Source organism: Chitinophaga caseinilytica (assembly GCF_038396765.1).
Lineage (GTDB): Bacteria > Bacteroidota > Bacteroidia > Chitinophagales > Chitinophagaceae > Chitinophaga > Chitinophaga caseinilytica.
This window is the reverse complement of record NZ_CP150096.1, coordinates 3,292,592-3,307,071: the sequence shown is the minus strand read 5'-3', so window position 1 is coordinate 3,307,071 and position 14,480 is coordinate 3,292,592. Positions and strand designations below refer to the sequence as shown.

The window sequence follows — 14,480 nt, the reverse complement described above, 5'->3', positions numbered from 1 at the left end:
TCGTTCAGGAATCGGTTATTTAAGCAGCTGGATCCAGCCTTTGATGACTTTGGGCCCTTGCGGCGTTTCGACTTTCAGGATATAGTAGTAGGTGCCGCCGGAGAGGCCGTTGCCATCCCATCTGTTATCGTATAGTGCTTTGTGGTATACTTCGTTCCCCCAGCGGTTGAACACGGTGAGCGATACCCGCTGGAACTTGTGCAGATCGGGGATCACGAAGCGGTCGTTGATACCGTCCCCGTTCGGCGTGATGGCGTTGGGGATGAAGAAGTCTTCTTCTCCCACATAAATCCGCACCACGGCTTCGTTCGACAGTGTCCCGTGTACATCGCGCATGCGGTACCTGAATTCTTCCGCGCCTTTGAATCCGGGCAGCGGTGCGAAGGTGACGGTACCGTCGGGGTTGATGGTGACTGTTCCCCTGGCCGGCTGGCGCGAGATCACGATGGAGGCCGGGTCGATGGCGCCTTTATCGTTGGTGAGTACCGGTATCTGCGTGCGCTGGTCGGGGCGTGTGTTGAGCGTATCGTTCACGGCCACCGGCATTATGTCTACGTTGATGGTGACGGTAGCGATGTTGGACGGGAGGTTACCGGTGTTGCGGACGATGTAGGTGAACCTGTCCGTGCCGGTGAAGCCCGGTGCAGGTGTGTATCGTACGATCCCGTTGGCAGATACGGTTACCGTTCCGTTAGCAGGCTGTGCTTGTACCGTAACGGTGGCTACGTCGATGGCGCCGTTGGCCTGCGTATCGTTAGCGATCACGTTGATATTCACGGGTTGGGCCTGGTAAGTGCGGGCCTGGTCGTCTGTGGCAACGGGCGGAACTTGCGGCGTGCAGGCTTTCACGCTGATGACGATGGACTTGCTGGCGGCGCAACCGCCGGTGTTGGTGACGGTGTAAGTGATGGTGGTCGTACCTGCGGATAGGCCGGTTACCAGACCGTTCGCATCCACAGTCGCTATGGCCGTGTTGGACGAAGTCCATACGCCACCAGGCGCTACGTTGTCGAGATCGGTCGTCAGGCCAATGCAGACATCGGTGGTACCGGTGATCGTGCCTGCGTTCGGCAGGGCGTTCACGGTAATGGTAGCTGTTGTAGTTGAAACGCAACCGGAAGTGGAGGTCACCGTATAAGTTATGGTAGAAGCACCGGCAGTGAGGCCCGTCACAATACCATTTGCATCTACAGTCGCCACGGTCGTGTTGGACGAGACCCATACGCCACCAGGCGCTGCGTTATCCAGGTCGGTCGTCAAACCAATACACACATCGGTCGTACCGGTGATCGCACCAGCATTCGGAAGCGCATTAACGGTAACGACAGTGGTCGTTGTCGATACGCAACCGGATGTAGAAGTCACTGTATAAGTAATGGTAGAAGTACCGGCAGTGATACCTGTCACAATTCCATTCGCATCTACGGTCGCCATGGCCGTGTTGGACGAAGTCCATACGCCACCAGGCGTTGCGTTGTCCAGGTCGGTTGTCAGGCCAACGCACACATCGGTAGTACCGGTGATCGTTCCTGCGTTCGGCAGGGCGTTCACGGTAATGGTTGCAGTCGAAGTAGAAACACAACCGGATGTGCTGGTTACCGTGTAGGTGATCGTAGAAGTACCGGCAGTGAGGCCCGTCACAATTCCATTTGCGTCCACAGTCGCCACGGCCATGTTGGACGAAGTCCACACACCACCAGGCGCTGCGTTGTCCAGGTCGGTCGTCAGGCCAATGCAAACATCGGTGGTACCGGTGATCGTGCCTGCATTCGGCAGGGCGTTCACGGTAACGGCAGCCGTTGTGATTGATACGCAACCTGATGTAGAAGTCACCGTATAAGTAATGGTAGACGTACCGGCAGTGAGGCCTGTCACAATTCCATTCGCATCTACAGTCGCCACGGCCGTGTTGGACGAAGTCCACACACCACCAGGCGCTGCATTGTCCAGGTCGGTCGTCAGGCCAGCGCAAACATCAGTGGTACCAGTGATCGCACCTGCGTTCGGAAGTGCGTTCACGGTAACAATAGTGGTCGTTGTCGATACGCAACCGGATACAGACGTCACCGTATAAGTAATGGTAGACGTACCAGCGGTGACACCCGTAACGATACCATTCGCATCTACAGTTGCCACGGCGGTGTTGGACGAAGTCCACACGCCACCAGGCGCTGCGTTATCCAGATCGGTCGTCAGGCCAACGCACACATCGGTGGTACCGGTGATCGCACCCGCGCTCGGCAGGGCATTTACGGTAATGGTAGCAGTTGTAGTTGAAACGCAGCCGGATGTAGAGGTTACAGTATAAGTAATGGTAGAGGTGCCGGCAGTGAGGCCCGTCACAATTCCATTTGCATCTACAGTTGCCACGGCCGTGTTGGACGAAGTCCACACGCCACCAGGCACTGCGTTGTCCAGGTCGGTCGTCAGGCCAACGCACACATCGGTGGTACCGGTGATCGTACCTGCGTTCGGCAGGGCGTTCACGGTAAATGTAGCTGTTGTAGTAGATACGCAACCAGATGTAGAAGTCACTGTATAAGTAATGGTGGAAGTACCGGTAGTGACACCCGTCACGATTCCATTCGCATCCACAGTCGCCACGGCCGTGTTGGACGATGTCCATACGCCACCAGGCGCTACGTTGTCCAGGTCGGTCGTCAGGCCAACGCACACATCTGTTGTACCGGTGATCGTACCTGCGTTCGGCAGTGCGTCCACGGTAACGATAGTGGTCGTTGTCGATACGCAACCGGATGTAGAAGTCACCGTATAAGTAATGGTAGAAGTACCGGCAGTGAGACCAGTTACGATTCCATTTGCATCCACAGTTGCTACGGCCGTGTTGGACGAAGTCCACACGCCACCAGGCGCTACGTTATCCAGGTCGGTCGTCAGACCAATGCAGACATCGGTAGTACCGGTGATCGTACCTGCGTTCGGCAGGGCGTTCACGGTAATGGTTGCAGTCGTAGTAGAAACACAACCGGATGTGCTGGTTACCGTGTAGGTGATCGTAGAAGTCCCGACAGTGAGGCCTGTCACGATACCATTAGCATCAACAGTCGCCACGGCCGTGTTGGACGATGTCCACACACCACCAGGCGCTGCGTTGTCCAGGTCGGTCGTCAGGCCAGCGCAAACTTCAGTGGTACCAGTGATCGCACCTGCGTTCGGAAGCGCGTTCACGGTAACAATAGTGGTCGTTGTCGATACGCAACCGGATACAGACGTCACCGTATAAGTAATGGTAGACGTACCAGCGGTGACACCCGTAACGATACCATTCGCATCAACAGTCGCCACGGCCCTGTTGGACGAAGTCCACACACCACCAGGCGCTGCGTTGTCCAGGTCGGTCGTCAGGCCAGCGCAAACATCAGTGGTACCAGTGATCGCACCTGCGTTCGGAAGCGCGTTCACGGTAACAATAGTGGTCGTTGTCGATACGCAACCGGATGTAGAAGTTACCGTATAAGTAATGGTAGAAGTACCGGCAGTGATACCCGTCACGATTCCATTTGCATCTACGGTCGCCACGGCTGTGTTGGACGATGTCCACACGCCACCAGGCGCTATGTTATCCAGGTCGGTCGTCAGGCCAATGCAGACATCGGTGGTACCGGTGATCGCACCTGCGTTCGGAAGGATGTTCACGGTAATGGTAGATGTTGTAGTAGATACGCAACCAGATGTAGAGGTTACAGTATAGGTAATGGTAGACGTACCGGCAGTAAGGCCTGTCACAATTCCATTCGCATCAACAGTTGCCACGGCCGTGTTGGACGAAGTCCACACGCCACCAGGCGCTACGTTATCCAGGTCGGTCGTCAGGCCAATGCACACATCGGTGGTACCGGTGATCGTACCTGCGTTCGGCAGAGCGTTCACAGTAACGATAGTGGTCGTTGTCGATACGCAACCGGATACAGACGTCACCGTATAAGTAATGGTAGAAGTACCAGCGGTGATACCCGTCACAATTCCATTCGCATCTACAGTCGCCACGGTCGTGTTGGACGAAGTCCACACGCCACCAGGCGCTGCGTTATCCAGGTCGGTCGTCAGACCAATGCAGACATCGGTAGTGCCGGTGATCGTACCTGCGTTCGGCAGGGCGTTCACGGTAACAAATGCGGTCGTTGACGATACGCAACCAGATGTAGAAGTCACTGTATAAGTAATGGTGGAAGTACCGGCAGTGATACCCGTCACGATACCATTTGCATCTACAGTCGCCACGGCCGTGTTGGACGATGTCCATACACCACCAGGTGCTGCGTTGTCCAGGTCGGTTGTCAAACCAACGCACACGTCCAAGGCACCAGTGATCGCACCTGCGTTCGGAAGGGCATTCACGGTAACGGTAGCAGTTGTAGTTGAAACGCAACCAGACGTAGAGGTTACAGTATAAGTAATGGTAGAAGTACCGGCAGTGAGACCAGTTACGATTCCATTTGCATCCACAGTTGCTACGGTCGTGTTGGACGAAGTCCATACGCCACCAGGCGCTACGTTGTCCAGGTCGGTCGTCAGGCCAACGCACACATCTGTTGTACCGGTGATCGTACCTGCGTTCGGCAGGGCGTTCACGGTAATTGTAGCAGTTGTAGTTGAAACGCAACCGGATGTAGAAGTTACCGTATAAGTAATGGTAGAAGTACCGGCAGTGAGGCCCGTCACAATTCCATTCGCATCTACAGTCGCCACGGCCGTGTTGGACGAAGTCCACACGCCACCAGGCACAACGTTATCCAGGTCGGTCGTCAGGCCAATGCAGACATCGGGGGTACCGGTGATCGTACCTGCGTTCGGCAGGGCGTTCACGGTAATTGTAGCTGTTGTTGTAGATACGCAACCAGATGTAGAGGTTACAGTATAGGTAATGGTAGACGTACCGGCAGTGAGACCAGTTACGATTCCATTTGCATCCGCAGTTGCTACGGTCGTGTTGGACGAAGTCCATACGCCACCAGGCGCTACGTTGTCCAGGTCGGTCGTCAAACCAACGCACACATCCGTGGTACCGGTGATCGTGCCTGCATTCGGCAGAGCGTTCACAGTAACGATAGTGGTCGTTGTCGATACGCAACCGGATACAGACGTCACCGTATAAGTAATGGTAGAAGTACCAGCGGTGATACCCGTCACAATTCCATTCGCATCTACAGTCGCCACGGCCGTGTTGGACGAAGTCCACACGCCACCAGGCGCTGCGTTATCCAGGTCGGTCGTCAAACCAATGCAAACATCGGTCGTACCAGTGATCGCACCCGCGTTCGGAAGCGCGTTCACGGTAACAATAGTGGTCGTTGTCGATACGCAACCGGATACAGACGTCACCGTATAAGTAATGGTAGACGTACCAGCGGTGACACCCGTCACGATACCATTCGCATCTACAGTCGCCATGGCCGTGTTGGACGAAGTCCACACACCACCAGGCGCTACGTTGTCCAGGTCGGTCGTCAAACCAACGCACACATCGGTGGTACCGGTGATCGCACCTGCGTTCGGAAGCGCATTCACGGTAACTATAGTGGTCGTTGTCGATACGCAACCGGATACAGACGTCACCGTATAAGTAATGGTAGACGTACCAGCGGTGACACCCGTAACGATACCATTCGCATCTACAGTTGCCACGGCGGTGTTGGACGAAGTCCACACGCCACCAGGCGCTGCGTTGTCCAGATCGGTCGTCAGGCCAATGCACACATCGGTGGTACCGGTGATCGTGCCAGCGTTCGGAAGGATGTTCACGGTAATGGTAGCTGTTGTAGTAGATACGCAACCAGATGTAGAGGTTACAGTATAGGTAATGGTAGACGTACCGGCAGTGAGGCCTGTCACGATTCCATTCGCATCAACAGTTGCCACGGCCGTGTTGGACGAAGTCCACACGCCACCAGGCGCTGCGTTGTCCAGGTCGGTCGTCAGGCCAGCGCAAACATCAGTGGTACCAGTGATCGCACCTGCGTTCGGAAGCGCGTTCACGGTAACAATAGTGGTCGTTGTCGATACGCAACCGGATACAGACGTCACCGTATAAGTAATGGTAGACGTACCAGCGGTGACACCCGTAACGATACCATTCGCATCTACAGTTGCCACGGCGATGTTGGACGAAGTCCACACACCACCAGGCGCTACGTTATCCAGGTCGGTCGTCAAACCAATGCAAACATCGGTCGTACCAGTGATTGCACCTGCGTTCGGCAGGGCGTTCACGGTAACGGCGGCAGTTGTAGTTGAAACGCAACCAGATGTAGAGGTTACAGTATAAGTAATGGTAGACGTACCGGCAGTGAGGCCCGTCACAATTCCATTCGCATCTACAGTCGCTACGGCCGTGTTGGACGAAGTCCACACGCCACCAGGCGCTGCGTTGTCCAGGTCAGTCGTCAGACCAATGCAAACATCGGTTGTACCGGTGATCGTGCCTGCATTCGGCATGGCGTTCACGGTAACGGCAGCCGTTGTGATTGATACGCAACCTGATGTAGAAGTCACCGTATAAGTTATGGTAGAGGTACCGGCAGTAAGGCCTGTCACAATTCCATTCGCATCTACAGTGGCCACGGCCGTGTTGGACGAAGTCCACACGCCACCAGGCGCTGCGTTATCCAGGTCGGTCGTCAGGCCAATGCAAACATCGGTCGTACCAGTGATCGCACCCGCGCTCGGCAGGGCATTTACGGTAATGGTAGCAGTTGTAGTTGAAACGCAACCGGATGTAGAAGTTACCGTATAAGTGATGGTAGACGTACCGGCAGTAAGGCCTGTCACAATTCCATTCGCATCAACAGTTGCCACGGCCGTGTTGGACGATGTCCACACGCCACCAGGCGCTGCGTTGTCCAGGTCGGTCGTCAGACCAATGCAGACATCGGTAGTACCGGTGATCGCACCCGCACTCGGCAGAGCGTTCACGGTAACGGTCATCGATTCCGCAGACACACAACCCGCAGCAGTAGTCACCGTATAAGTAATGGTTGCCGTACCGGTTGAAACACCCGTCACCACACCATTCGCGTCGATCATAGCCACACCCGTGTTGAGCGAAGCCCAAACTCCACCAGGCGTAGTGTTGTCCAGATCGGTCGTGCCGGCCACACATACGTCGTTCGTTCCGGTAATCGGCGCCATCACCGGCATCCCGTTCACCGTAAAGGTAAACGTCCGCGCCGCCTCGCACCCCGATGGGTTGGTCACCGTATATGTAATCGTGGTCGTTCCGGCAGTAAGGCCGGTCACCACGCCATTCGCATCTATCGTTGCCACCGCCGTATTCGAAGATGTCCATACACCTCCGGCAGTCGCATTTTCCAATTCGGTCGTCGATCCTTCACACACCGCAGTCGAACCCGTGATCTGGTCTACCACCGGCAGCGCATTCACCGTCACCGTTGCCATCTGCACATCCTCACAACCGGATACATTCGTAACCGTATAAGTAATGGTAACGGTACCGTCAGTCACGCCCGTCACCTTTCCGTCCGCATCCACCGTGGCCACGGCCGCGTCTGATGTTGCCCAAACACCACCCGGTGTAGCGCTCGCCAGATCGGTCGTGCCGGTCACACATACGTCAGTCGTTCCGGTAATCGGCGCGATCGCCGGCAAGGCGTTCACCGTAACGGTAATCGTCCGCGTGGATTCGCAACCCGCACCATTGGTCACCGAATAGGTAATAACCGCCGTTCCGGCAGATACGCCCAGCACTTCGCCCGACGCATTAACGGTAGCCACCAGCGTGCTCGACGAAGACCAGGTACCGCCCGGCGTTGCGCTCGACAAGGTAGTCCCCGCCCCTGCGCACATATCGGTAACACCCGTAATCGCACTCACATTCGGCAACGCATTCACCGTAACGATCGCCGTTCTCGCAGACACGCATCCGGCCGCATTGGTCACCGTATAAGTAATGGTAGCCGTTCCGGCGGATACACCTGTCACCTCACCTCCCGCATCGATGGTCGCAACGGCAGCATCGGATGTAGACCAAACGCCCAATGGCGTAGCGTTCGACAAAGTAGTCGTTCCGCCGATACAAACACTGGCCACACCCAGGACCGGGCTCACCGCTGGCCGGGCATTGACCGTCACCGTCACCTGCTGTGTAGATATACATCCCGCCGCGCTCGTCACTTCATAAGTGATCGTGGCCGTTCCGGAAGCAACGCCGGTTACGAGCCCATTGGCGTCAACCGTTGCCACAGCGGTGTTGGAAGAAGCCCAAACGCCGCCAGGCACCGCATTATCAAGGTCTGTCGTCAAACCTGTACAAACATTCATCGTCCCCGTGATCGTACCTGCATTCGGCAGCGCATGAACGGTTACGGTAGCGGTTGCCGTCGCCTCGCAACCTGAGGCGTTGGTCACCGTATAGGTAATGGTAGTTGTTCCGGAAGTAAGCCCTGTCACGATACCGTTCACATCCACCGTTGCCACGGCGGTATTAGACGAAGTCCAGGTACCGTTGGGCGTCGCATTATCAAGATCGGTGGTCAAACCGGCACATACATCGGTAATACCGGTGATCGTGCCTGCACCGGGCAGCGCATGCACCGTAATGGTAGCAACCTGGGAAGATGTGCAACCCGCCCCGCTCGTCACCTCATAAGTAATGATCGCCGTTCCGGCGCTTACGCCCGTCACCTCGCCAAAGGCATCTACCGTGGCCACCGCCGTGTTCGACGACGACCAGTTGCCGCCAGCCGTTGCGCTGGACAATGTCGTATTGGCCCCAACGCACACATCGGTCACACCGCCAACCGGGTCTACTGTCGGCAGCGGATGCACCGTAAACGTAGCCGTCTGGATGGATTTGCAACCCGATGCCTCGGTTACCGTATAAGTGATGGTAGTAGTACCGTCGGATATGCCTGTCACAACGCCCGATGCATCGATCGTTGCCACGGCGGTGTTGGAAGACGACCAGTCCCCCGCGGGCGTCGCGTTCGCCAAAGTGGATTGACCGCCGATGCAGACACCGGTAGTTCCGGTAATGGGCGCCACCACCGTCGGCGATTGCACTGCCAGGTTGAACGTCACGGAAGCATTACAGCTGGCGCTGTTCGAAACCTCGTAAGTTATAATGACATTGCCCTGCGTTACACCCGTCACTTCGCCATTGGCATTGATCAGGGCTACCGTCGGATCGCTGGAAGACCAGCTGCCGCCTGTCGTTGTGCTGGCCAGCGGGGTCGTCCCTCCTATACAAACCGTATTGCTGCCCGTAATGGGTGCCACCAGCAGCGGGGTGTTCACGGTGAAGAGCGTCGACCGCACCGTTGCACAACCGTTCACATTGGTCACGGTATAGGTGATGGTCGCCGTTCCGGGTATCGACCCCGTCACCAGGCCCGTCGGATCGATCGAAGCAACGCTAATGTTGGAGGAAGCCCAGATCCCGCCGGACGTGGCATTCGTTAAATAAGTATGGTCGCCCAGGCAAACGGTATTGGTACCGGAGATGGGCGCTACGTAAGTTTTGCCGCTCACCGTCACGGTTGCCGATTGCGTAGCTGCGCAGCCAGTCCCGTTGGTGATCGTATATTGGATAACGGCGGTGCCGGCAGCGATACCGGTCACGTTGCCGCTATTGTCGATCGTTGCTACGGCCGTGTTCAGGGAAGACCATACACCGCCCGGCGTAGCGCTGGACAATGCCGTCTGTTCACCCACACAAACCGCGGTGGTGCCGGAAATCGCGCCTACCGTCGGCGGCGCGCTCATCGTTACCGTGGCCGACTGCGTCGACACACAACCGCCGGGCAGGGTCACCGTATAAGTGATGGTAACCGAACCGGCTGAAACGCCCGTCACGATCCCGCTTCCGTCGATCGTTGCGATCGCATTGTCGGAAGAAGACCAGGTGCCTCCGGGCGTGGCGCTCGACAAAGTAGTGTTGCCCCCGATACAAACGGTGGTAATGCCGGTAACCGGCGCCACCGCCGGCGGAAGGCTCACGGTAACGGTGATGGTTTTGCCGGCCGAGCATCCTTCGGGGTTCATCACCGTGTAGGTAATGTCTGCCGTACCAACGCCCATGCCCGTCACAACGCCCGTTACCGGGTCTACCGCCGCAACGCCGATGTTGGTGGAAGTCCACACGCCACCCGCCATTGCGTTCGCCAGCGTGGTAGTGCCGCCGGTGCACACGGAAGTGGTGCCGGTGATGGCCGGTACAACCGGAAGGTCGTTCACCGTAATATTGATCGTCTGGCTGGATTTGCATCCTGCCGCACTCGTCACTTCATATGTAATAATGGCCGTACCTGCAGCAACGCCGGTCACGGTGCCGCCAGCGCTGATCGTGGCTACGCCTGTGTTCCCGCTCTTCCAGGTACCGCCGGCCGTGGTGTTCGCCAGCAGTGTGGTGCCGCCCACGCAAACGTCGGGCGTACCGGTGATGGCCGCCACTGTGGGCAGCGCGTTCACCGTCAAGGCATGGGTTACCGCGTTCACGCAACCCGCGCCGGAAGTAACGGTATAAGTGATGGTGACGTTCCCGTCCGCTACACCGGTCACAATGCCGGAAGCGTCCACGGTAGCCAGTGCCGGGTCGCTGGTGGTCCAGACGCCGCCGGGCGTGGTATTGGTCAGTGTCTTGGTTTCGCCCACGCAAATGCCTGCATCTCCCGCGATGGGATCTACGGGTACCACGGCCTGGGTGATCTTGATGGTATCTTTCACGTTACAGCCGTCGGGGAAGGTGACGCTGATACGGTAGGTCCCGGGGGTGGTTACGCTGAGCGTCTCCCCGTTGCTGCCGTCGCTCCAGGTGTACACGGAGCCGGGCGCACCGAAGAAGCCCGTGGTGTTCAATGTGTGAGGGAATGCGCTGGCGCAAAGCTCCTGATCGGGGCCAAGGCCGAGGATTCCCGTTACACCGTCTTTCGGCTCGATCGTCCAGCCGGAGTTGCCACCGAGATCGTCGCTGTGGCTTTTTGCTGTGAATGTAGCGCCACCCGTTGCCCTCGAGCGCTCGAGGCGCACATAATCGAAAGTGACGTTGCCGCTGGTTTTAACGACAGTAGCCTGCGCGGCAGTGCTGCTCCGGATCTCTGTCAGGCGGCAGGGCGTACCGCTGCCAAACCAGTTACCGGTGATGGTATTGGTGGACCCCCCGTTCAAACGGTAGATATTCCCGGGGAAGAATACGAGCGTTCCCATCGTATTGCCCGTACCATAAATGGCACCGCTGCCTTTATATTCTACGTAATTTAAGTTGTTGTTATTACCGTTGATACCAACCGCCGATGCGTTGTGCGGGTTCGTGAAAATGAGGGAATCCGCCGTGGCGCTCGTCAGCTGGCAATTGCCAGCCAGCGTGCCCGGTATGGAAATATAGTTATATGTTCCCCCATGCAGAATAACCGAACCGGTTATCCGGGAATTCGCGGCATTGACGGTCCGGTTGACGAAACCTCCGTAATACTGAAAATTTATTGCGGAGATATTGGCATCGGAAATATCCAGCTGGATGTTACCGTCGATACCGAAGTTACTGATGCTGGTTACATTGATTGTTTTACCGGCTATATTGAATCCACCCGTCGTCAGCCGGAAGTTCGAGTTCGCGTTATTGAAATCGTTGAGTAAGGAAACGCCTGCGCCGGATGTTTTCCGGACATCTATATCGAAGTTCCCTTTGGTGCTGCCGGCGATCGTTGCGCTGTTGGCGCCCATCATCCGGATCTGCCCGTTGATAAAGGCATTCGGGTTCAGCACCAGATTGCCCCAGCATTCCGCTACCCAGGTATTGTTTTTATCCAGGAGGGGACTGTTGGGAGCGCCGGTCCAGTCCATGTTCCGGAAGTAAGCGTTGCCCTGAACGATCGTCACCGTTTTGGATGCCGCCGTAAACCCGGAATTGGCGTCGAAATAAACATCGTTGCTGGCAGTCGGGATGCATGCTCCTCCCGATCCGCCACTTGTGTTGCTCCAATGACTGGCATCGTTCCAATCACCGGCCCCGCCAACCCAATACCTGTCTCCGGCAGCTGCCGGAGAAATGGTCCATCCCGAATTGCCGCCGGCATTGGCGCCATTGAAAGGGATCGGCAATGTCAACGAACCGCCACCACCAGTAGCGGCGACATTCTCCATATACACGTTTTCAATTTCCACAGTAGCATTCGCACCAAAATTCAATGTACTGATCGCGGCGTTTCCGCTTCGGATCTCCCCTAACCCGCTACAGGCAGGATGAACCGACCTGAAATATTTGTTAACCTTGGTCGTTGTTGCATCCAGCAAGTTAAAGTTGCGGTTGGGCGCCAGGATCAGCGAGTCTATATTATTGTTGGTATTCCGTATTTGCGCTTTCCCCTTGAATTCCAGCCGGCGGATGGTATTATTGCCTAGTATCCTGGCGCCTGATGTAACGCTGGTATTGCTGAACGTCAGCCAACCGAAATTCGTACTGACAATTTCCATCGCCAATTCCCCGGTAGCCAATACTTCCACATCGTTATACGTCTGTAGATAGGATGTAAAACCCGTTGCCGCCCGGATGTAGGAATTGGTACTCGTTACGATATGGCCAATCCCGATTACCGTCCAGTCGTTGACAAGGATCGTTGCGTTTTCGATTTGAATATAGCGGCCAAGGGCGCCACCTGAAGAAAAAGTATTGATATTCAAGGTACGGTTAGTCAGATCGATTCCACCTCGTGGCACGGCAATGGCGCCATTGGGGTTTGTCCAGTTATCCGTAAAAGTTACGGTAGCCTGAAAACCCGACCTGAACTTGCGGATGTTGAAACCGAGCTTACCGATTGTGGCGCCGTTGGTCGTAACCGTCGCATCCGCTTCACCATGCATAAACAGAATTGCGTTCATGGTAACCGAAGGGTCGAGTACCAACGAGCCATACACCTTCAGGTTAAAGGCGGTGGTTTCGTTGAAAACGGGACTGGCCGCCACGCCCGACCAGGTCATATCCTTACAGTAAGTATTGGCCGACGTTGTCACCACATTATTGCCCGCCGCAAATCCACTACCGGCGTCGAATACAACGTTGTCATTGATAAATGGGATACAGGCCCCGCCCGGGCCACCGCTCGCGGTGCTCCAGTGCGCATTGTCGTTCCAGTCTCCGGCGCCGCCTACCCAATACAGGGTTGTGCCGGGCGCAGATGGCTGTACGATGTTCCATCCGGTGTTCCCGTCATTATCGATACCATTCACGGTTACCGGTGTCATGGGGCCCGCCACGGTCATGTTCGTCAGCAGCACGTTATCAATATCCACTACGGTGCCTGCCGCCAGATTGAATGTGCCCGACGAGCTACCGGTGATCTCCGTGAAACCGTTGCAGGGAGTACCGCCTGCCCGCAGCAGCTTGTTGATATTAAGCGTTCCCGCGATCGTAATATTTTTGTTGGGGGTGGTGATCAGCGTGTCCAGCGTATGCGTTCCGTTGTCAATGACACTGAAAGCCCCATTCACTTCCGCATATTGCACGGTATTGCCCGTTCCCCCGAAATAACCGCCCATCTTGAACAACGCATACTTCACGTTGTTCAGCGACGCCCGGATCGAGCCGGTACCGTTGAAAATCAGCGTATCGATGGTATTGCCGGATGCGATCCGCGCTTCCGAGTTGGCTATGGCGTTCATGAACTCCAGTTTCCGGAACGTGCTGCCCACTATTGCATGTTCATCCTTGCTGGTATTGCGGATTTGTACTTCATTGTAAACGCCTGCATCCGAATAAAAACGGTTCGTAAATATCTTGCTGCCGGTTGCAGACAACGTGAGGCCGCTGCCTAACGCACTATACATATAGGCGAGGTCCAGCGTGGCGTTGGTGATGTCGAGGGTACGCGTGCCCGGTTGGTCTGTCCCGAAGCTGTACATCCCGATTTTGCGGTTGGCCACATTCAGCCCCCCGGTAACCAGCGAAATGACGTTCCGGCTGTACAGGACCTTAGCCACGTAATCATCGGTAAAAGTTACGACCGCCCCGCCCGTTTTCCGGATGTAAAAACCCATATTCACATTCGCCGGCCCATTGGCGGTTACGGTTGCATTCACACCACCCACCATGTCGATCTGCATCGCATCGTACGCCACGTTCGGCTGGATGGTTACGTTGCCGGAAACGGATATGATGAAGGAATTGTTCGTCCGGTTGATCCTCGGTGTGCCCGGAAGCCCCGGCATCCAGGTGAAATTGTTACAGAAAACGTTCGCGTCTACCGTTACCACCCACGCGCCGGCATTGCCGGCACCCGTCCCGAAGATCACGTTATCATTACTGGTGGGAACAAAGGCAGGAATGCTGCCAGTAGGGCTGCCCAGCCGCCAGTTATTCAGGTTACTCCAGCTGCCCGAGCCAGCCACCCAGTAAAAATCGGCGGCCATCATCGGCAGGGTCAGGAACAGCAATACGAAAAGGGAAAGAATCTTCTTCATGAGGATCGGTGTATGCAAATGGTTATCGGTAAGGCGCCTCCGGCAGCCCG

At 56.2% G+C, this 14,480-nt stretch carries 1 protein-coding gene; it reads right to left on the bottom strand.

All coding sequences use genetic code 11. The annotated features are described in order from the left end of the window. Positions 1-15: 15 nt before the first annotated feature. Positions 16-14,430 carry an Ig-like domain-containing protein gene (locus WJU22_RS13580; protein ID WP_341838723.1) on the bottom strand — a complete coding sequence of 4,805 codons (14,415 nt, stop codon included), beginning with the start codon at positions 14,428-14,430 and terminating at the stop codon, positions 16-18. Positions 14,431-14,480 lie beyond the last annotated feature (50 nt).